At 57.8% G+C, this 19,754-nt stretch carries 28 protein-coding genes; 12 read left to right on the forward strand and 16 right to left on the reverse strand.

Features of this window, described 5'->3' with window-relative positions; all coding sequences use genetic code 11:
* Positions 1-79 precede the first annotated feature (79 nt).
* Positions 80-2,041 (forward strand): PAS domain S-box protein, encoded by a 1,962-nt coding sequence (locus BP758_RS05070; protein WP_292369340.1) that lies wholly within the window; start codon positions 80-82, stop codon positions 2,039-2,041.
* A gap of 148 nt (positions 2,042-2,189) precedes the next feature.
* Here BP758_RS05070 and BP758_RS05075 read toward each other — a convergent pair whose 3' ends face one another.
* A complete protein-coding gene (locus BP758_RS05075; protein ID WP_292369342.1) occupies positions 2,190-3,089 on the reverse strand; it encodes a tetratricopeptide repeat protein in 900 nt (299 codons plus the stop codon).
* Between the two features lie 157 nt (positions 3,090-3,246).
* Here BP758_RS05075 and BP758_RS05080 point away from each other — a divergent pair, with 157 nt between their 5' ends.
* Together BP758_RS05080 and BP758_RS05085 are read left to right on the forward strand one after the other, a co-directional pair.
* Positions 3,247-3,522, forward strand: coding sequence for a hypothetical protein (locus tag BP758_RS05080; RefSeq protein WP_292369344.1), 276 nt, complete (start codon positions 3,247-3,249; stop codon positions 3,520-3,522).
* Between the two features lie 113 nt (positions 3,523-3,635).
* A complete protein-coding gene (locus BP758_RS05085; protein ID WP_292369346.1) occupies positions 3,636-4,196 on the forward strand; it encodes a flavin reductase family protein in 561 nt (186 codons plus the stop codon).
* A gap of 48 nt (positions 4,197-4,244) precedes the next feature.
* Here BP758_RS05085 and BP758_RS05090 read toward each other — a convergent pair whose 3' ends face one another.
* The 4 genes from BP758_RS05090 to BP758_RS05105 all read right to left on the reverse strand — a co-directional run bounded on the left by BP758_RS05090 (position 4,245) and on the right by BP758_RS05105 (position 7,875).
* Positions 4,245-5,573 carry an MFS transporter gene (locus BP758_RS05090; protein WP_292369348.1) on the reverse strand — a complete coding sequence of 443 codons (1,329 nt, stop codon included), beginning with the start codon at positions 5,571-5,573 and terminating at the stop codon, positions 4,245-4,247.
* A 202-nt stretch (positions 5,574-5,775) separates the two neighbouring features.
* On the reverse strand, positions 5,776-6,648 hold the full coding sequence (locus BP758_RS05095) for a class I SAM-dependent methyltransferase (RefSeq protein WP_292369350.1): 873 nt from the start codon (positions 6,646-6,648) through the stop codon (positions 5,776-5,778).
* 126 nt (positions 6,649-6,774) lie between these two features.
* A complete protein-coding gene (locus tag BP758_RS05100) occupies positions 6,775-7,128 on the reverse strand; it encodes a hypothetical protein (RefSeq protein WP_292369351.1) in 354 nt (117 codons plus the stop codon).
* Positions 7,129-7,275: 147 nt separating this feature from the next.
* Positions 7,276-7,875, reverse strand: a complete 600-nt coding sequence (locus tag BP758_RS05105; RefSeq protein WP_292369353.1) for a DUF2179 domain-containing protein — start codon at positions 7,873-7,875, stop codon at positions 7,276-7,278.
* A gap of 159 nt (positions 7,876-8,034) precedes the next feature.
* Here BP758_RS05105 and BP758_RS05110 point away from each other — a divergent pair, with 159 nt between their 5' ends.
* Complete coding sequence (locus BP758_RS05110; RefSeq protein ID WP_292369354.1) at positions 8,035-8,184, forward strand: hypothetical protein; 150 nt, start codon at positions 8,035-8,037, stop codon at positions 8,182-8,184.
* 68 nt (positions 8,185-8,252) lie between these two features.
* On the opposite strand, the gene BP758_RS05115 is transcribed toward BP758_RS05110, so the two are convergent.
* From BP758_RS05115 to BP758_RS05130, 4 genes are all read right to left on the reverse strand, one after another.
* On the reverse strand, positions 8,253-9,659 hold the full coding sequence (locus tag BP758_RS05115; protein ID WP_292369356.1) for an MATE family efflux transporter: 1,407 nt from the start codon (positions 9,657-9,659) through the stop codon (positions 8,253-8,255).
* The gene (locus BP758_RS05120; RefSeq protein WP_292369357.1) at positions 9,660-10,127 is read right to left on the reverse strand and encodes a MarR family winged helix-turn-helix transcriptional regulator; all 468 of its coding nucleotides are present in this window, start codon (positions 10,125-10,127) and stop codon (positions 9,660-9,662) included.
* 92 nt (positions 10,128-10,219) lie between these two features.
* Positions 10,220-10,576, reverse strand: a complete 357-nt coding sequence (locus tag BP758_RS05125) for a MarR family transcriptional regulator (protein WP_349680499.1) — start codon at positions 10,574-10,576, stop codon at positions 10,220-10,222.
* A gap of 103 nt (positions 10,577-10,679) precedes the next feature.
* Positions 10,680-10,868, reverse strand: coding sequence for a hypothetical protein (locus tag BP758_RS05130; protein WP_292369361.1), 189 nt, complete (start codon positions 10,866-10,868; stop codon positions 10,680-10,682).
* A 206-nt stretch (positions 10,869-11,074) separates the two neighbouring features.
* Here BP758_RS05130 and BP758_RS05135 point away from each other — a divergent pair, with 206 nt between their 5' ends.
* The 6 genes from BP758_RS05135 to BP758_RS05160 all read left to right on the forward strand — a co-directional run bounded on the left by BP758_RS05135 (position 11,075) and on the right by BP758_RS05160 (position 14,847).
* Positions 11,075-11,485 (forward strand): hypothetical protein, encoded by a 411-nt coding sequence (locus BP758_RS05135; protein WP_292369362.1) that lies wholly within the window; start codon positions 11,075-11,077, stop codon positions 11,483-11,485.
* 168 nt (positions 11,486-11,653) lie between these two features.
* Positions 11,654-12,001 carry a hypothetical protein gene (locus tag BP758_RS05140; RefSeq protein WP_292369363.1) on the forward strand — a complete coding sequence of 116 codons (348 nt, stop codon included), beginning with the start codon at positions 11,654-11,656 and terminating at the stop codon, positions 11,999-12,001.
* Between the two features lie 19 nt (positions 12,002-12,020).
* Entirely contained in the window at positions 12,021-12,500 is a 480-nt protein-coding gene (locus tag BP758_RS05145; protein WP_292369365.1) for a HEAT repeat domain-containing protein, read from the forward strand.
* Positions 12,501-12,590: 90 nt separating this feature from the next.
* Complete coding sequence (locus tag BP758_RS05150; protein WP_292369367.1) at positions 12,591-13,052, forward strand: phosphate-starvation-inducible PsiE family protein; 462 nt, start codon at positions 12,591-12,593, stop codon at positions 13,050-13,052.
* Positions 13,053-13,199: 147 nt separating this feature from the next.
* Positions 13,200-14,060, forward strand: a complete 861-nt coding sequence (locus BP758_RS05155) for an ABC transporter ATP-binding protein (RefSeq protein ID WP_292369370.1) — start codon at positions 13,200-13,202, stop codon at positions 14,058-14,060.
* 1 nt (position 14,061) lies between these two features.
* Entirely contained in the window at positions 14,062-14,847 is a 786-nt protein-coding gene (locus BP758_RS05160) for an ABC transporter permease (RefSeq protein ID WP_292369372.1), read from the forward strand.
* A gap of 7 nt (positions 14,848-14,854) precedes the next feature.
* Here BP758_RS05160 and BP758_RS05165 read toward each other — a convergent pair whose 3' ends face one another.
* Positions 14,855-15,445, reverse strand: a complete 591-nt coding sequence (locus tag BP758_RS05165; RefSeq protein ID WP_292369374.1) for a hypothetical protein — start codon at positions 15,443-15,445, stop codon at positions 14,855-14,857.
* A gap of 182 nt (positions 15,446-15,627) precedes the next feature.
* Between BP758_RS05165 and BP758_RS05170 the strand changes: the two genes are divergently transcribed.
* A complete protein-coding gene (locus tag BP758_RS05170; RefSeq protein WP_292369376.1) occupies positions 15,628-15,792 on the forward strand; it encodes a hypothetical protein in 165 nt (54 codons plus the stop codon).
* Here the strand turns inward: BP758_RS05170 and BP758_RS05175 are convergent.
* The gene (locus BP758_RS05175; protein WP_292369378.1) at positions 15,789-16,346 is read right to left on the reverse strand and encodes a HemK2/MTQ2 family protein methyltransferase; all 558 of its coding nucleotides are present in this window, start codon (positions 16,344-16,346) and stop codon (positions 15,789-15,791) included. The genes BP758_RS05170 and BP758_RS05175 overlap by 4 nt on opposite strands.
* An 84-nt stretch (positions 16,347-16,430) precedes the next feature.
* On the opposite strand from BP758_RS05175, the gene BP758_RS05180 reads away from it, so the two are divergent.
* On the forward strand, positions 16,431-16,703 hold the full coding sequence (locus BP758_RS05180; RefSeq protein ID WP_292369380.1) for a DUF4405 domain-containing protein: 273 nt from the start codon (positions 16,431-16,433) through the stop codon (positions 16,701-16,703).
* Positions 16,704-16,730: 27 nt separating this feature from the next.
* On the opposite strand, the gene BP758_RS05185 is transcribed toward BP758_RS05180, so the two are convergent.
* The 5 genes from BP758_RS05185 to BP758_RS05205 form a co-directional block, all read right to left on the reverse strand.
* Positions 16,731-17,429, reverse strand: coding sequence for a molybdopterin-dependent oxidoreductase (locus BP758_RS05185; protein ID WP_292369382.1), 699 nt, complete (start codon positions 17,427-17,429; stop codon positions 16,731-16,733).
* Positions 17,430-17,753: 324 nt separating this feature from the next.
* Entirely contained in the window at positions 17,754-18,518 is a 765-nt protein-coding gene (rsmA, locus tag BP758_RS05190) for a 16S rRNA (adenine(1518)-N(6)/adenine(1519)-N(6))-dimethyltransferase RsmA (RefSeq protein WP_292369384.1), read from the reverse strand.
* Positions 18,515-19,078, reverse strand: a complete 564-nt coding sequence (locus BP758_RS05195) for a DUF655 domain-containing protein (protein WP_292369386.1) — start codon at positions 19,076-19,078, stop codon at positions 18,515-18,517. The genes rsmA and BP758_RS05195 overlap by 4 nt, the downstream gene beginning before the upstream one ends.
* Positions 19,079-19,088: 10 nt before the next feature.
* On the reverse strand, positions 19,089-19,439 hold the full coding sequence (locus tag BP758_RS05200) for an RNA polymerase Rpb4 family protein (protein WP_292369388.1): 351 nt from the start codon (positions 19,437-19,439) through the stop codon (positions 19,089-19,091).
* A 23-nt stretch (positions 19,440-19,462) separates the two neighbouring features.
* The gene (locus BP758_RS05205; RefSeq protein ID WP_292369390.1) at positions 19,463-19,753 is read right to left on the reverse strand and encodes a 50S ribosomal protein L21e; all 291 of its coding nucleotides are present in this window, start codon (positions 19,751-19,753) and stop codon (positions 19,463-19,465) included.
* Between the last annotated feature and the right edge of the window lies 1 nt (position 19,754).

Here is a 19,754-nt window from a genome sequence, read left to right on the forward strand (position 1 = left end):
AACCGCCTTTGCCCCGGATCCTCCCGGGATGGCTCCCGCCGGTTACCGGAGATACCGGAGGCTATGGGGGATTTCCCTCATGAGCGGTACGGCAGGAACGCCGGAACGCATCCGCGTGCTGTACGTTGACGACGAACCGCAGCTTCTGGAGATCGGCAGACTGTTCCTCGAAAAGAGCGGAGCGTTTGCAGTCGATACCTCGGATTCGGCAGCAACCGTCCTAAAAACCGGAAATTTCCACCGGTACGAATGCATTGTCTCCGATTACCAGATGCCGGGCATGGACGGGATAGCGTTTTTACAGGAGCTCCGGGCAAAAAAATCCCGGATACCGTTTATCCTTTTTACCGGGAAAGGGCGGGAAGAGGTAGTGATCAAGGCGCTCAACTGCGGCGCTGATTTCTACCTGCAGAAAGGCGGCGATCCCAGGTCCCAGTTCACCGAGCTCGGGCATATGATCCGGCACGCGGTCCAGGAGCACCGGGCCACAGAAGAGCTGATTCGCTCAAAGAAGTTACAGGGCGAGATTATCGATTTCCTTCCCGATGCAACCTTTGCAATCGACCTGGCGGGGACCGTTATTGCCTGGAACCGGGCCATGGAGGACCTCACCGGCGTGAGATGCAGTGATATCCTCGGAAGGGATATGCACGAACGGTCCCGGGCATTCTACCAGGAACACCGGTCCATGCTTGCAGACCTGATCCTTTCCCCGGATGCTGCCTTTGAACAGGAGCACTATGTCAACACGGTACATGGCCCCGACAGGGCACTGACCGCCGAGACGCAGTTTACAAAAAATGACGGGACAACCCTTTACCTGTGGATGAAAGCGGGGCCCCTTATCGATCCAACGGGAACGATTACCGGTGTTATCGAATCCATCCGCGACATCTCCGCCCGCCGTAAAACGGAAATGGAGTTGCGGGAATCCTTCGAACAGCTGACCGCTGCAGAAGAAGAGCTCAGGCAGCAGTATGAGGAACTCAGGCAGAGCGGGCAGAAAATCCGGGAGAACGAGGAAAAATACCGGCTGGTAACCGACAACTGTCATAATTCCGTAGCGCTCGTCCAGGATGAAAGGATCGTATTTTGCAACCGCCGGATGTCCGAATGTTTCGGGTACCTGCGGGACGAGCTAAAAGGGAGCCGGGCCACGGATTACATCCTTCCCGAAGACCGGGCACATTTCTCCGGATTTATGCAGAAAATGCGGACGAGCAAGGTAAAATCCCATACGGTCATTATCCGTATCAGGACCAAAGGCCGCGAGGTCAGGGACGGTGAATGCATCGGTATCCGGACACAGTACCAGAACGAGCCCGCCGTCCTCCTGTTGGTCACCGACATTACCGAAAGCAGGAGATCGATCAGGACGCTCGAAAACGCTAACAAAAAACTGAGACTGCTGGACTCGATCACCCGGCACGATATCGCAAACAAACTGCTGGGCCTGTCCGGGTACATTGCACGTATGGAAAAGAGTACAGGGGAGACCGAGATCAAACAGGATCTTCCCAGGATAGCAAAGCTTTCCCGTGAGATCGGGGCCATGCTTGAATTTTCCCGGTCGTACCAGGGACTCGGATTCGAGGACCCGGTATGGCAGGAGGTCTCGGTGCTGATAGCCCGGGAACGGGAGCTGCTCGAGGAAAAGGACCTTGTTCTTTCCGATCGCCTGGCAGGGCTCGAACTCTTTGCCGATCCGCTGCTCCCGAAAGTGTTTTTTAATCTGATGGACAACACCCTCCGCCACGGCGGCACGGCAACCTCGATGGTCTTCCGGTACGAATTGCGTGGCACCGGGCTGGCAGTGATTGCTGAAGATAACGGCAGGGGCATCCCTGCCACAGCCAAAAAACACCTGTTTTTGCACGGGAAGGGCGAACCAAAAGGGCGGGGACTCTTCCTCATAAAGGAGATCCTTGCCATTTCCGGGTTTACCATAACGGAGAATGGTGACCCGGGCAAAGGGGCGCGCTTTGAGATCGGCGTGCCGGAAGGGAAGTACCGGTTCACCGGCACGGCTCTTCAGGACTAAGCAAAAGATGCAGAGACAGGGGATACCTCCCCCGTTCCTTTTTGGTTCCCGTACCCGACTCCCGGTTCGCAAGGGGTCATACAGATGGCAAAAAGGAGAGGAGAATCGTGCCGGTCACCGGAAAACAACAGGGGCCGGTAAAAAGGGATTATACTCCCGATACGGTCTGGACCGTCTCGTTCGCAGTCTCTTCAGGGGTCGGAGTAACAATCGGTATCGTTGCAAGGAGATCGATGGTACTGTAGGGCAGGATCGTGGACTCGTTCTTGATCATCACGCCGCGTGAATAGACCGTGACAGTCAGCCGGTCCCCCGATCCGTCGTTCTTGCTCACCGTTGCAGTCACCACCCCGTCATTCCGGGGGATCTGGTAGAACTGGTCGCCGGTATTCGGCCGTACCTGCCGGGGGCCGGAAAGCTGCTGCAGGTTGCCGGGGATCCCCACCGCGCCTGAATAATACTGGTCATACTCGATCTCGATCCAGACCCCTGACTGGGGAATAAGTTTTGGCGTGGGGGCAGGTACGGGCGTTGGCGTGGATACCTGAGTAAACGCCGGGGAGACCGGGACCGGTGTAGTGACCGGGAGTGTCGCGGTCGGTGTGGGCGTAGGAGTTGACAGCCCCGGGATCCCGGCAAGACCCGTCCCGCCCTTGATCAGCACGAGTCCAAAGAGCGCGGCAACGACAATGACTGCTGCCGCTACGGCAATATACACTGTCCGTCTCCCGCCGGACCCCGAGGGGGACGCATCTCCCTGCTCCGGGCCGGCACCCGCGGAACCGTTCCCGTTTTTTAAGTCGAGCACGATCTTCTTTGCCTGCCGGGCATGCTCGTACCCGGGATCGAGGGCAATAGCCTTCTCGATGGAATGGAGTGCCTCATCGTATTTCCCCAGCTGGACAAGGGCAAGCCCGCGGTTGTTCCATACCTGCGCCATAGACGGATCGAGGGCGCCCGCCTTGTCGAATGCAGCAATGGCACGCCGATAATCCCCCTTTTCGTACAGGGCGACACCATCGGAGAACCACTTTTGAGCGTCATCCATGATAATATACAAAAAACGTTCCCGGCATATAGCGGTTCCGGCTTTGCCCCGGTAAAACCGTGGTTCGTTCCCGAAGAGACCGTCCGGGCAGGACGCACGATAAAAAAAACACTAAAAAAACAATAAATTCATACGTTTTAAACAATCAGTTCATCACATGGTTCCTGAGGAGACGCTCATCTCGGCACGGATCCCGACCAGCCTTGTAGAGAAACTGGATGCAATTGCCCTGCGGAATTCTACCAGCCGCGAAGAGGTAATCACAGACGCCTGCGCGTATTACTGCCAGTTCCACGATATGAAAGACGAACGGTTCCCCGAGACTATGCGCAGCGTATTTTTCAATCTAGCCCGACACGACGATGAGTTCCGGACACTGCTCCGCGAGGTTGTAAAAGAGAACCCGGGCGCCGATGAGAACACGACAAAATAAGGTCCCGCATCTTTCCCGCACAGCACTGTTTTTTAGTCCGGTTCGGTTTTTTTCTCCCGCGAAGGGATACCCTTAAAATCCATTCTCCCAAAATGGGATCCGGAGAATCTATTATGGCCAAGGTTACTGTCGGCCCGATGCCGTACATGAATGTGATGCCCACCGTTCTCGTGGGCGCGAACGTGAAAGGAAAGCCCAACTATATGGCCGTTGCATGGGCCACCGTTGCCTGCATGGCCCCGCCGATGGTCTGCGTTGCGCTCAACAAGGAGCGCTACACGGTGCAGGGTATCGAGGAGAACCGGACGTTCTCGGTCAACATCCCCTCCGCCGCACAGGTAGTCGAGGCCGATCACTGCGGCCTGGTCTCCGGGAAAAATGCGGACAAGTCACAAGTTTTCGCTTCAAGCTACGGCAAGCTCAAGACGGCCCCGCTCGCCGACGAGTGCCCGGTCAACATCGAGTGCAGACTCTTTACCGCAGTGGACTGCGGGAGCCACCGGCTCTATATCGGCGAGGTGGCAGAGATCCATGCGGAGAAGTCCTGCCTTACCGACGGGAAGCCGGATGTTGCAAAGATCCAGCCCATTGTCTATGCTCAGGCAACGTATTACGACGTGGGTAAAGAGATTGCAAAGGCGTTTGCTGCCGGCAAGCAGTACCAGAAGAAATAACGCCGGGGATCATTCCCGGAACTCTTTTTTATTCCCGAAGGAACCCGGTCAGCCCGGGGATCCTGGCAAGTCCCCGCCGGTCTCCTGAGGGAGGCGGGCTCTGACAAGCAGGATGCCGCATACCGTGAGCGCGATGCCAAGCACGGCAAAGAGGAGAAGAACCCCGGGGCTTTCGAGCGTCCCTCCGGCAAGGCCGAGGAGGACCGGGCCGGCAAAGGAGCCGGCCGAGGCTATGGCATTTACGAGCGCGACCCCTGAGGCCCGGAGGCCCGGCGGGAGGGCGTCCAGGGTGAGCGTAAAGAACGGGGCATAGGCTGCATAGCAGGCGGCGATCGCGAGCGTCAGGAAGACAAACGCCACCAGTGGGGCGGACGCGACAGAGAGCAGGATCAGGCAGAGTGCGGCCACAAAAAACGGGACTGCCACGTGCCACCGGCGCTCGCCGGCCCGGTCGGCGTGCCGGGACCAGAGATACATGACGGCGGCGGAGAGGGCGTACGGGATCATCACAAGGAGCCCGGTCCCGGTGATCGAGCGGGAGAGCCCGGAGGTGCTGACGATCTGCGGGATCCAGAAGAGAAGGCTCGTGAGAAACAGCCCGACCAGAAAGCCGCAGGTGCAGAAGAGCGCGAGGTTCCGGGTGGAGGCGAGCTGTCCGAGCGGGATGGCCCGGGGTGTTTCCGACCGTACCCGTGCCTCGTCAAGACGGGAAGCGAGCCAGGCGCGTTCTGCAGGGGCAAGCCACGATGCGGTCCGGGGGGCATCGGAAAGACAGGCAAGCGTCAGGCACCCGACGATGACCGCCGGGATCCCTTCGAGGATAAAGAGCCAGCGCCACGAGGCAAGGCCGGCCCATGTGGCCGACGAGAGGATCCAGGTAGAGACCGGCGAGGCCACGACCATCGCAAGGGGGATAGCGACAAAGAAGACCGCGAGGGCCTGCGAGATCCGGTTCTTCCGGAACCAGAACGTGAGGTAGAGCATGATACCCGGCGTGAAGCCGGCTTCAGCCGCCCCGAGCAGGAACCGGAGGATACCCAGTTCGAGCGGCGACCGGGCAAACGCAATCAGGATCGTGAGGATCCCCCAGCTTACCATGATCCGGAACAGCCATTTTCGCGGACCTGCCCGGACAAGGAGCTGGTTGCTGGGGACTTCGAGGAGAACATAGCTGACAAAGAAGATGCCCGAGATAAACCCGAACACGGCGGGATCGATCCCGAGGTCAGGATTCATGGTCAGGGCCGCGTACCCGATGTTTACCCGGTCGAGGATGCAGATGAAGTACATCAGCACGACAAACGGAATGATCCGCCACCAGATCTTCCGGTCGAGCGCTGCTTCGTCGATATCCGGTGCATTGCGGTTGTCGTTCATGGGGGCATGAATCTTGCCGGGAGCAGGAGTCTGAGGGAGACGTACCCGACCCCCGGTGTATGGAAGGGTCTCAGGTGCCAAGGTATATATCCCGTTTCATCTGCGCCGGGGGTGTTCCCCGCAGTAACCAAAGACCTGAACGAACGGATTAAAAAAGAGGGTGTACCGAACGATCCGGGGACTGTCGGGGAGGACCGGTGTGTTATGTGTCAACCCGCCAGACCATCAGCGCCAGTAACATCTCGTTTGTAAAACGGCAGATCCCGTCAACAGCGGCAGCCTTGTAATAGGCCCGGATCTTCCGTTTTGCTGCATCGGTCACCTTCTGGTCGTGGCTGAGGATATCAATTGCATGCCCGGCAGCCTCGGCCCACGGGAGATCCTCGGTCCATTTCCGCCCGGTGATCTTCACTTCGGGATGGTACCCCTTAAGATACAGGTACATAAAGGGAAAGACCATGCCCATGGCGGAGCGGCGGGGGCCCGGTGACCTGCTGATGTTTTTTAAAAGATCCTGCGACACCGGGGCACCGGTGCCGGGCAGGGAGCCGATATAGAAGCAGTGCTTTTTCGAGCAGGCCATCATCTTCTCAAATGTCTCGTGATCCTTAATCGCCGGCGTCATGGAACCGATGACGAGATCGAATTTCCCCCGGAGCCCGAGCTCGTCGATGTCTGCGTTCCACCACGAGCATTCTATTGTCCTGACCGCGAGCTTTTCCTTCTCTGCCGCCTCCCGGAGCCGGGCAAGCATACCCGCCGAGATATCAAGCCCCGTCACCTTTGCGCCCGCCCGGGCGAGGGGGAGCGAGAGGCTGCCCGGCCCGCACCCGATATCGAGGACCTTTGCACCCGCAAACCGGACGCCGTTTGCCTCCAGAAACCCGATATTGTCCCGGCTCCGCTTCTGGCTCTTTGGAGAACGGATCTTCTCTGCAAAGTCGCCCGACCGCCGGTTCCAGAACGCGACGAGATCCGTTTCGGTCATCTGTTCCGACAGGGGATTATAGGTCTGCCAGCAGTCCGTCCAGTACTTCAGGTTTGCTGCCTGCTGCCTGTACATGTCCTTTTTCATACCTGCTCCGTTCCCCCGGGCCCGCTCGGGGTCTATCAGTACAGTTCCGTTTGACAATCCCGGTTATTAAACACATCAGGCTTATTTTTAAAAACCGTCACCGGTGTGCAGGCAGGATCTGACGTTTTAGCAGTTGACATGCAGGATCGCAACAAAGGGCCGGGTCTCCTCCGCCATCAGGTCGAGCACATCCGGCGTAGGCAGGATCACGGCCCCGGACTGCTCCAGGATCCCGCGGGCTTCGCGGGTAACCGGAAGATCGCCGTACTGCCCGGTCCCGATATAGACTGCCGCCGGGTTCTCAGCGGCAATGACATCGAGTTCGGCACCGATGAGCGGTGTGTGCCCGTAGATCTTCCGGAACTTCTTTGCCGCCTTCTTCTGCCGCTTTGTCACGCTCCGGTCGGTATGGACCACGACATCATGGTCGTACCGGATCCGGTCGATCTCCACCCAGCCGTTCTTGGTCTTCACTGCCATCTCCCCGGACAAGCGGTTGTTCCCCGGAGATACTTGGAGTTTTCCGACGGAGGCGACAATAGGACACAATATTCCAATACGGACCCATGACGGTATCGCCGGGATATGGGGAGATATGAAAGGAACCGGCGGGGGCGGACGGGCAGGTCATTTGCTTATCCGGCGGAACCGGAGCGAGCTTATCCAGCCAAATACCCCGGTTGCGCGCCGCTCGGGAAAGACGCCTTCGGCAACCGACTTGACCTCTTCAATGGAATAGAACGCTTTCGGGTGGAACTGCTTGATGACAGCGACAACATGGTGGAGGTCCTTTCTCTTGATGATGGTAAAGACCATCTTTACCGGCCCGGTCCCGCCCTCGCCGTTGACCACCGTCACGCCATAGTCATGGGCCCGGAGGTACTGCATAAGAGCAGAAGGATCTTCTTTTGTGATGATCCGGACACTGGTCAGGCCCAGGGAGAGCTTCTCCTCGATTGCCATCCCGATAAAGGTCCCGGTGGCAAATCCCGCCCCGTACGCAATGTAACAGACAACATTGGTCAGGTTGTTCATAACCTGGCCGATGGCCACGAGCCAGATAATCACCTCGAAAAAACCGATGATCGACGGGAGATACTTGATCCCCTTGGACATGAAGATGACCCGGACGGTGTCCATACTCATGTCGCAGATGCGGGCCAGAAAGATCAGGAGGGGCACTACCACAAACGTGAAAAGACCGGAGGAAAAGAACGCTTCTGTCATACCATCGCCATGTTTTCTGCCAGGGTATACTCAGGTACCTGTACTTCCTTTACACGTATCAATAATTGGCCCGGGGCAGGGACGGTCCCCGCGACAATACCTTTATCTGGTGGGACGGAGGAAATCCAGAGATAATCATATGCCGGAGATGCTTGCCCGATGCTCGCAGACCATATCTACCTGTCCCTGGTGATCCCGCAGGGGGAGCGGTTCATCGTAGCAGCAGGGCTTCTCGTGCTTGCCCTGATCGTCGCGTACCTGATGGTAAAGGTCATCCTCATCTCTGCGGAGACCGAATCCGGCTCGTAAAATCCCGCTGCCTGCCGAAGGGGAATGCGGGATACTGATTTTTAAAAAACGGTTTTCAAAATGATTTTTCAGGCATATGCCTGGAGCCGGCGGATATATGCCCGGGCCCAGACATAGGCCACGATACTTCCGAGAATGTCGCCTGCCACCATCCCCCACCAGATCCCGTGCTCCCCGTAGCCAAGGGCAATCCCGAGGATCCAGGCAAAGAGGGCGATAAAGACCAGCTCCCGCAGGGCGGTTATCGCAAGCGAGGTCAGGCCCTTGCCCACGCCCTGGAAGATCGAGCCCGACATCATGCCCGGCGGGACGAACGGGTAAAAGAGGCACATGACCGCGATGAATGCAGCGATCGTCGGGGCGAGGTACGCCGTCTCGGGCGAGTAGGTAAAGACCGTAGCTATCTGCGCTGAAAAGACCCAGGTGATCGCGCTCGTGCACAATGCGAGCACAAGACCCAGCCAGATCGAGAAATGATGGATAACCGGCAGCTTGTCATAGTGCCGGCCCCCGTACGCTGCACCGGATACCGAGACAACCGCCATCGCGATACCGACGAGAGGAATAATGGCAAACATCACCAGGCGCCAGCCGGCAGTGTAGACCGCGACCGCATCGGTCCCTGCCGTCATAACAAGCATGCCGTTGATGAGGATGGCAAGGATCGACATCATGAAAAATTCCGTGCTCGCCGGGAGCCCGACCCCGAGGATGCCCCGGATCGTTGCATGGTCCCATGAAAAGCCCTTTGCCGAGAGAGAGACGTAGGTGTCCTTTCTGACAAAGAACCAGTACAGGAGCACGATCGCGACCATGACCTGAGAGATGATCATGCCCCATGCAGCCCCGGCAATTCCCATGCCCGCCCAGTAGATCAGGATCGGGTCGAGGATCATGTTGAGGAGGGACGATGCGCCGAAGATGTACATGGTCCGCTTCATATCGCCCTCGGCACGGAGGATGGAGGCGAGCATGCTCGTGACAAGGATGAGGATCGTGCCGGCAAAGACCACCTGGCCGTACTCGATGGCAAGGCCGAGCGTCTGCCCGGCGCCGAACGCAATCAGGATCGGGTCGGCAAAGAGGAGCAGGAGCACGGTCGTGACGATCGAGATCGCCACCATCAGGAGAATGGAGTGGACGGCCGCCCTGTTCGCCCCGTCCCGGTCGCCGGCCCCGATCCTCCGTGCAATAAGCGAGGTGGCACCGGCGCCAAGACCGTTCCCGAGACCGATGAGCACCATAAAGAGGGGCGTGACAAACCCGACCGCGGCAAGAGCATCCGGGCCAAGGCCGGCAACCCAGATGGCGTTTACCAGGTTGTAGGTCGACATCAGGAGCATGACTACGATCATGGGTCCCGAGAGTTTCACGATCGCCTTCCTGGGGTCGCCGGTCAGCAGGGCAACGCCGAGCGTGGCCGGGCCGGCAAGCGGGTCTTTGGGGTCTTTTCCAGATTCAACAGCATCGGGCACTTAGTCCGCCTCCAGGGTCTCAAGGGTTGCAAGGCAGGCTTTGGCGACTGCCCCGGTCAGGCTGCAGAACTTTTCCCGGTCGGCCGGGGGAAGGCACGAACAGGCGGTCTCCTCCCATTCCCGGTCGATCCGGAGAATAGCCGGGGCAATGGCTTCGCCTTTTTGGGTGAGAAAGAGCCGGACCGTCCGCCGGTTCGCAGGATCGGTAATGCGGCGGACATAGCCGGCGGTTACCAGTTTTGTGACCGTCCGGGCAACAGCGCCCTTGTCGATATGCAGGTGCCGGGCAAGCGTGTCCTGCATTACGTCCTGCTTTTTTATCAGGCTGATGAGGACCGGGAACTGGCCGGCGGAAAGCCCGAACGGGCGGAGCCGCTCATTGATGAGAACAACGTGTGTCCTGCTGATGATCGATATCGTAGCCCCGAGCGGCAGGCAGGGCAGGCAGGATCCGTGGGTATCTGACACCTGATCTCATGTGCAGCATGCAGGGATAAACGTTGTCACGACAACAATTTAAAATTCAAGATTGTGCCAAAAAAAGCCCCGGTCCCCGGGGATCAGATATAGTCCCGGAGCTTGTGGGCAAGGGTGAGTTTCTGCTTGATCTCCGTCTCCTTTTCCGCCCGGATCGCGTCGGCGATCTCATCGATGGGACGGGAAAGGTGGACAACGTTCTGGGGCCTGCCGATGGTCTCGGTCTTCTCCAGACGGGTGACAATCCAGTCCCGCTCCTTGAGGTACTGGAGTGCGATGCTTACTTCGGGCTGCCGCAGATCGGCGCCGCGTTCGATATCCCGGGATGTTGCCTCTGGGGTATTTGCAAGAAAAACGAGGACTTTTGATACGGTTCGTGGGATACCGATACCGATGAGGAGGTCAACAAACGATTCTTCCTTCTCGGTGAAATACTGCACTTTCCTTCCGGCCAATGTATCGTTCTCCGTAACAAATGAATAAGGTATTTTACACGTTACACCGGCCGCCCTATAAGTATTGTGATATTGTTACGTCTAACGTCTAGGAGACCCGGATTATCTGTACCTGGATCTTGTCCCCCTGTTTTTTGATCTCGATATTGAGCTGTTTATCCTTGTAGGCGATCTTGTGCTTGCCATACCTGCCTTCGGCAACCAGTTTCTGGAGTTTTGCCATATCGGCCCGGGGCATGCGCCGGAAATCGTCGTCAACATACACAATTGTTGTCATCGCTCATGCTCTCCTGGCGCCCTAACCTGTGACACCGGTAAATCAACCATTACCTCCCGCGAACGTATCAACCTTCCCGCGGTACATGCGGTATTTCGCCCGGTTTCCTGTATTCATCCCCGGTTTGTGGATTTGGCGGCATATGGGCGGTTTTCTTGAGGAAGCATTAAATACCGTATCCCTGCATATCCCTATATGATACTGATATGAGCAGGGAGAAGATCAAGGTTCCAGCCAGTGTGTACGAAGAGCTCGTTGCTCTTGAGCGGGAGATACACTTCACGCTTGATACGCAGGACACAGTAAAGCGGGCGGAAGACCGGGGATACATGGCCGCAGCAAACTGGATCCGGCAGAATGAGGAAGCGTACAAGGTCGGGTTCTCGTGGGGATTTGAACCCGCAGCGGAAGAATCGCACTCGATGATCCAAGATATTCCCGAACGGAGCGAGCCGGTCCAGAGAAGGACCATCAGCCACCCCCCGCCGATCCAGGCAAGCCGTCCCGAACCGCAGCCGGTCCGGTCACCGGTACGAAAGTCCTCCGGGAAATCCTCGTCCGGCAACAGCACGGGAATTATCGCCGGCATCAAGCGGTGGATTGACAAATACTTCTGATCTTCATCCGTCCTTTTTTTAGCCACCGGTCGTTCAGGGCCGGTTGTCCTTGGGCATTCATGCGCCCCGCCCTCATGTGCGAAAGGATTTCATGAACCGGCCCTGTCGGGATAAAAAGACTAATCTGGAACTGCCGGGTAATATCTACCAACGGGAACAACGATCGTTATGGCACGCGACCTCAGCCAGAAGGATATCGATATCCTCAAAAAACTCGCCCCGGAATGCGGGGACCTCACCTGCGGGGGATCCGGACACATGTTCCACGCGATCCTGCCGCCGGTCTCAAACCATTTTGCCGAAAATGCCGATGACTTTGCCGAACGGATCGGCAGGCTCTCCGATGAGGAACTCGGGTACATCACGGAAAAAATCCTTACCGGGGAAGAGGGGCTCGGGTGCGTTGCCGTGGAGGATGCAGAAGCGCTGGTAAAACTCATCCACGACCGGATCTCTCCCGAGATGGCAAAAAAGGTGATCGCCGCCTACGAGTCCGGCGGCGAATGCGAGCGGTGACCGGGCACCGGCAACGGGTATGACCGACCTCTCCTCCTTATTTTCGGCATTACAGTCACCGGTACTAAAGACCCGGCGCGATGCGGTTTCCCGGCTGGGCAAATCCGGCTCACCGGCAGCTGTCGAACCCCTGCTCGGGCTGCTTTCCGATCCGCATAACGGTCTCCGTACTGACGTTGTCCTCGCGCTTGGCCGGCTGGACGACGACCGGGCGGTCCCGGGCCTTATTGGCGCCCTTTCCGACAGCGATACCGGCGTGCGGGCCGGGGCGATATCCTCCCTTGGGAGGCTGAAGGACCGGCGTGCAACCCTCCCCCTCGTCCGCTGCCTTGACGACCCGGACGACCGGATCCGGACCGGGGCAGCAGAGGTCCTCGGGAAACTGGCCGATCCCCGGGCAGCCGGGGCACTTGCCCGGCGTGCAAAAGAGGACCCGTTCTCCGATGTCCGGGATGCGGCAGACCGGGCACTGGCGCGGATCCAGAAAAAAAGCCCGTAGTCCCGCCGCCGCAGTCATCCGGCGATTCCCAAGATTTTTAATCACCCATCGTCTACCTACTGGTACCTGTCTGTGGAGTGTGAGTGTGGTATGCCAGAAGATCATCCCCCTGCAAAGGCACCGGCGAACCCGCCGGGAGTAGAGTATGTTATCAGGTTCTTTGCGCTCGTCCCGATGGCGCTCTACATGATTGTTGCTGCAATGCTCACGATCATCGCAGTCTTCTCGGTGTACGATGCGGCACTGCAGATCCTCACCATGATCGTGACCCGCGATCTTGCAAACGGTATCGTTTCGGTGATCAACTCCCTGCTTCTTACGATCACCATCATCGTGCTCTTCGAGACCGTGACGGTCTATTTCCGGACCAAGCATGTCGAGGTGCGGGCACTCCTGATCGCCGGCCTTACCGGCATGGTCCGGCATATCCTGATCTTCAATGTATCGACCACCGCCGATGTCTACCAGATGTTTGCTGCCGTGGCCCTGCTCGCGGTGCTCATCGCCGGTATAGTGCTCGTGAAAAGCGAAGTGGCAACCCCTTCGGCCTGATCTTTTTTTACCTTTGCGCCCGATCGCCTGCCTTCATTTGTCCCATCACGAGCATTTTATGGAAAGACGATACACTGATGGTTACGGAGGAGATACCCCCTGCCCGCTATCATCGAAGCCGACGACCTGACTAAAACCTATGGCGACATGGTCGCCGTCAGTCATATCCGGTTTTCGGTAAAAAAAGGCGAAGTCTTTGGTCTTCTCGGGCCAAACGGAGCCGGGAAGACCACGACCATGCGGATGATCGAGTGCATCTCGCCCCGGTCCTCGGGAACCCTCACGGTCTTTGGCCTTGACCCGGACAAGAACCCCGCGGAGATCAAGCAGAAGATCGGCGTTGTCCCGCAGGATTCCAACCTCGACCCCGACTTCTCGTGCGGGGGAAACCTGCTCACGTATGCCCGGTACTTCGATATACCGCAGGACGAGGCTGCCCGGAGGGCCGAATCACTCCTTGCCTTTGTCGCCCTCACGGAAAAGCGGGACGTCTCCGTAGACAAACTCTCCGGGGGCATGAAACGGCGCCTCATCCTTGCCCGGGCGCTCATCAACAACCCCGATCTCCTCATCCTCGACGAGCCCACCATCGGCCTCGACCCGCAGGCCCGGCACCTGATCTGGGAACGGCTCCGGCAGCTCAGATCCGAAGGCCGTACCATCGTGCTCACAACCCATTACCTCGACGAAGCTGCCCGGCTCTGCGACCGGCTCATCATCATGGACAACGGGACATTCCTTGCCGAAGGTTCCCCCGCAGAACTCGTGCAGAAATACGCCGGGAGCGAGATGGTGGAGACAGACAACACGCCCGAAGTCGTCGCCTGCCTCACTGACGCGGGCATTCCCTACGAGGTTGCCGGCGACCAGATCCAGGTCACCTCCGGGGATCCGCGGGCTCTCGCTAAAACCCTGCTCGACCGGTGCCGGAACAGCCGGGTGATTACCCGGCCGGCAACGCTCGAAGATGTATTCCTGAAACTCACCGGGAGAGCGCTGAGGGAGTAAGATGACGTCGGTCTTTTCGATCCCCCGGGTCAGCAGGCGTGCGGTCATGGTCTGGCGCCGCAATCTCGATGTCTTCTGTAAAACCTGGAAGGTGAACTTCTTCCCGCCCTTTGTCGAGGCGCTCCTGTACCTTTCCGCCATCGGCCTTGGGATCGGCACCTACGTAGGGGCCATCGACGGGATACCGTATGTCACCTACATTGCCCCGGCAATTCTTGCCATCTCGGTGATGAACTCCGCATTCTTCGAATGCACCTACGGCTCGTACGTGCGGATGTACTACCAGAAGAGTTTCGATGCGATCATTGCGACCCCGCTCTCGATCGAGGACGTAATCGCCGGCGAACTGCTCTGGGGAGCGACCCGGAGCGTGATCTCGGTTGCCATCATGCTCCCGGTCCTTGTCGCATTCGGCGTTGTCTCGCTCCCGTTCTCGCTCCTTGCCATCCCGCTCGCGTTTGTCGCCGGGCTCCTCTTTGCAGGAATCGCGATGTGCTTTACCGCGGTCACCCCGGGCATCGACACGCTCAACTATCCCGCGTTCCTATTTATCACCCCGATGATGCTCTTTTCCGGGACCTTCTTTCCCCTCGCGGTCATGCCCGCAGCTCTCCAGTATGTCGCCCTTGCATTCTTCCCGCTCACCCACCTTGTCTCACTGATGAGGATGGCAACGCTCGCTGCCGCCGGGCCTCTCCTCCTGCTCAACATCGTCTGGATCCTTGCAGCAACTGCCGTCTTCTGGGTGATCCCGATCAACCTGATGCGGCGCCGGCTGATCGTTTAAAAAAGCGTTACCGGGCCCCGGCCTGCCCCTTCTTCCTCTGGAGGATACGGGAGCCGGATACGGGATCGGGAACACCCGCGTCCAGAAGATCGCCGGCGGTGCGGGCCGGTCCTGCCTCATGGATCGCCGCGAGTGCAGCATCGAGATACTGCACTTCGCGCGCGAGATCCGCCAGCGGGAACTCCCCGGCAAGTTCCGCCAAAAGGATCCCGATCTCCGCCCGGAACAGCGGGCCGGTCTGCGTGCGGACATCGCCCATCCCCAGTTCCTGGCAGCAGAGGACCGTCCGGTACACCTCGACATATGCATGGAGATCACGGCAGAGCTCTTCACGGTAAGCCCGGCTTCCCCCGCACGCGGGAGACGCCAGTTCCCGCGTGATTTTGTCGTACTCCTTCCGGAATTCCTCCGGCACTGCCGCTCCTGACGCTGCGGCTATATCGAATGCAACACGAAGGGCATACTGTTCAAAATACGGGTCACCGGCCCGGTACCGCCCGAAACTGCTGCGGTCTTTTAAGGGGTCGCCTGCCGCCTGCACGGCCCTGTCGTACCGTTGCAGGCGGGATCGTATATCGTCGCGGAGAGTGGGATCCATGGGATTACTCGAATGGTTCTTATGAGCCGGGTAAAACGGGATTTGCAGGATTTTTTTTAAAGAAGAAAATTCCTTTTGATATTGCCGGGCGTCCCATATATACATTCAATATCAGAAGGGCCGCGGTACCGGCATAGATCAAAAAGAATACAACAAAGCACACGATAAACGGGTATATCGCTATGAAATTCCGCCAGCTGGTCTTTTTCTATCTTATCACCCTCGCCGGCCTCCTCTGGGCCACTTTTCTTCTCGTGGACTCCGACTGGCTGTTACCGGGGCTCGGGCTTGTGAGCCTTATCATCGCCATCAATATCATCATCCTGATCCTCTGGCTCAGGAGTTAACGGTCCGTCCGTGTTATCCTGAGCACGACCAGCAGTTCACCTTCTGCGGTCTCCCGCATTACTTCCCTGCCGGTAAAACCGTACCGGGAAAAGATCTCCGTAACCTCCGCAATACCCGTGAGTGCCGAGACAAGAAGCAGGATCCGGCCCTGCGATGCAAGTACGCCATCCACTGCTGCGGCAAACCGCTCTATGACCTCGCGGCCGGTCGTTCCACCGTCGAGCGCGTACTCCAGCCAGTCGTCGAGCTTCTCATCTTCCTGCGTTGGCAGGTACGGCGGGTTGAAGAGGACGAGATCGAACCTGCCCCGGAGGCCAGAGAAGAGATCGCACCGCACCACCTCCACGCCTTCCGTCCTTGCACAGAACGCTGCGTGGGGATTGATGTCCGTTGCCACGATATCGCAGTCCTGCACGAGTGCAGCGGCGATCCGGCCGGAGCCGGTCCCGACTTCGAGCACCCGGTCGCCGGGCCGCACTTCCGCTTGTGCCGCCGAAAGGAGCAGGAAGGTATCCGCTTCGGGCTGGTACACCTGTGCGGGATCGTAGGACATAGGTACTGATGATGGGGCAAAGGAGGGGAAAAAAGATCGCCCCGGCAAATACCAATATCATGGGTAAGGAGAAAGGGTGATCAAATGGATGCCGCGATAAAGATAAAATGGCTCACAGACCTCCTCCTGGGCATATCGTTTGTGATCTGCATGGTCACCGGCCTGCTGAAGTACTCGGTCCTCCTCCAGCTGACAGGGCTCAACAACGTTGTCCTCCCTTCAGCGCTGTTCACCGATCTCCACGACTGGTCCGGCCTCCTGATGGGCTTTTTTGTCTTCCTCCACCTGCTACTGAACCGCAGGTGGATTATTATCACTACAAAAAAGATCCTTGTCGGGGACAGGGCAGAACCCTGAGGGTAATCAGCCACACGGTACCCGGTTTCAGTCCCGGGTGAAACTCCGGTTGAGGTCACCAGAATTCGAATACCCCCGCTCCTCCCAGTAACCACGGTAGGATGGATCGTCGGTAAGTTCGATCTTTTCAATCCACTTGATCCACTTGTACCCCCATTTGTCCTCAGCTACCAGCTGGAAAGGATAGCCGCGTTCCGGGGAGAGGGTGACGTTGTTCATGCGATAGGCCAGAATGATGTCACGGTCCGTAAAATAGGAGAGTGGAAACGAGGTCGTGTACCCGTCAACAGCGGTAAAGACTACGGTGTTTGCCCGGGGGTTTGCCCCGGCATCGCGGATAATATCGCGGACAAGCACTCCCTCCCAGAGAAGGGTAGCGTCCCAGCCTTCCACGCAGTGAAGAGTCACGATCTTGGAGTAATGCGGGAATTTTGCAAGCACGTCATCGTATGAGTATTCGGTGCTCCGGTTGACAAGACCCGTGACGGTCAGGCGGTAGGTGGAGTCGTTGATGTACTGGGTGCCCCTGATTGCATTCTCACGCAGATCGTTAACCGAGGAGAGGTCCTGGCCTTGGTACGACCGCACTTCGACAGGAGTAAGCGGCGCTGGTGTACCGGCACCCGACCTAAAAACGGGAGTGAACAGGAAAACTGCCGCGAGGAGAACGGTAATCACAACCGCGACTGCTGCAAGAATCAGCACCAGATCCCTATGGCCGATCATACAGGGTGATGGACGTGCCGGGTAATGAAGGATCAGATCGTTGCAGTCATCCTCCCTGATAACCCGGTAAAAAATGCAACACCACAGGAGGGCCGGAGCCAGTACGAACTCTCCCAAAACACCCGGTTATAATAAACCTGCCGGCAGTGTATAGGGGATAGAACGGGAAATAGCCCCGATTCGTCCCGTACCCGCCATCATGCGGCAAAACCGCAAGGAAAAAAGAGGAGTCACAGGTGGTGTCCTGTGCTGACAAAACGTGAAATCCAAAAAAAACGACAGGAATTATCGTCGGTAAAATCGGAAATATCCAAAAAATCCAAATTATTCGAAATTTGAAATTGTTGCGAAATCCTCTAAATACAGTTCTTCCGGCCGGCTTTTGAGGATCTCCTCGGGCAGGGCGGCAATGACCCGTTCCGCCCATGCGGGATCGATGATTCCCGACGACCCTTTCAGGCAGTTCTTCACCGTTTTTCTCCGGTGGGTAAAGAGGGCGAGGACCACCGCGGCATACCGCTTTCTGTCATTGACCCAGAAGATCGGCGGCCGGGGAACGACCTTTACCACCATCGAGTGCACCTGCGGTTTTGGCGAGAAGCAGGTGGGCGGGAGGGTAAAGCATTTCTGGACGGTCGCATAGGTCTGGACCATGATAGAGAGCCGTCCGCACTCTTTTGTGCCCGCCGGCGCTGCCATACGCTCCGCAAACTCCTGCTGGTACATCAGCACCGCAACGGTAAACCCGGTATCCAGGAGCCGGAAGGTAATCTTGGAGGACGCAGAATAGGGAAGGTTCGAGACCACCATCTCAAACGGAGGGAGGGGGCATTTGGTGGCATCCCCGTGGGTAACGGTCAGCCGGCCATCGGCAATCTCTGCCGCGAACCGTTCCGCCAGTTCCTCGCAGAGGGCACCATCGAGCTCTACCGCATGGACGGTCGCGCCTGCATCGAGCAGGGCCCGGGTCAGGGCACCGTTCCCCGGCCCGATCTCAAGGACAACCTTCCCGTTTACCTCCGCACAGCCCGCAATCCGGCCTATCGCATTCTTGTCGATGAGGAAGTGCTGGTCGTTACGGGCTTTCATTTCGTGGTAAAGAGATGGTACTTGACGTCCTTGTCCTGCAGTTCTTCGAGGATCCGGGCCTCGATCATCTTCTCCGGGTGCGGGAGCGACTTGATCCGGGTGGAGATATCCGCAAAACTCTCGAAAGGCTTCCTGGTCCGGGACTCGAGCACCTCCCACATCAGTTTCTTCCCGATACCCGGGAGGAGGTGAAGCATGTGGAGTTTCGGGGTGATCGAGATCGCCTTGTTGAAGAAGGTGACAAAGTCCGGCTCGCGGTCCTTTACGATCTGCTCGACCATGAAAGGCAGCTCGCCTTTGGCAGTCGGTGTCAGCTCGTCGTACCCGATCCGGCGCTTCACACGCTCGATCTTGTCCCGCGCTGAATCCCCGATATAGACATTGTCGTGGAGGTTGATCACAACGTTAGGTTTCGGGATCAGTTCAAGGAGCTTGAACTGCTCCAGACCGATTGCCTGAACAACCGGCTCGCGCTTGAACTGGGGGCGCGGATCGTCCATGTGCCCTTTCATGAGCACGTCCAGTACGATCGCGTTGACCTCTTTTTTCTCGGCCTTCATGATCTGCACCTCAGAAGTGCGCCATGACCAGGTCGATAATAGTGTCTATCTCAGCCGGTTCGAGCGTGTACCGCTCCTTTGCAAAGATCGCCCGCACCTCATCCCGGCTTTTCGGCATGATATTTGCAATGCGGTAGGCGATCTCCGGCTTCATCTTCTCGAGCTTTAAAAGTTTGTCCACGAGCTCTTTTGATTTCTCGGGCGCGGTCTTTGAAAGCTGATTGGCATGGTCCATACTGCGCCGGAACTCGTACGACATCTCCTTTTCCGCAGCAATCCTCTCTGCCTCCACGCCTAAAAGAGCTGCGCGGAGCTCAGGAAGTGTAACCTTCTCTTCGCTAAGTATAGCCTTTACCTTCATGCCAATCACCTTGAACAGTTGAATTACTTTTGTGCTTTTAGATGTTGCGGTCTTGCAATGACCATCTTTTCCGCATTACCGTCGTGGATGGTAAGCATCCATGCACGGCCGCGCTTGCCGATAACGGTACCGGTAAGTCCGTGGAACCTGCGGTGGGGCATCCCTTTCTGGACGCTCGTGTTCACTACGATGTGAACCTTGTCGCCAACTTCGAACTGCTGGATCACGGAGGTGACCGGCGGCAGCCCGCGCTGTCTTAATTCCTTCTTGAACTTGTACCTTGTTTTCTTTCTGGGTCCGTTGTGGTGTGCCATA

The sequence above is a fragment of the Methanoregula sp. UBA64 genome (genome assembly GCF_002502735.1).
In the GTDB taxonomy this organism is placed as follows: domain Archaea; phylum Halobacteriota; class Methanomicrobia; order Methanomicrobiales; family Methanospirillaceae; genus Methanoregula.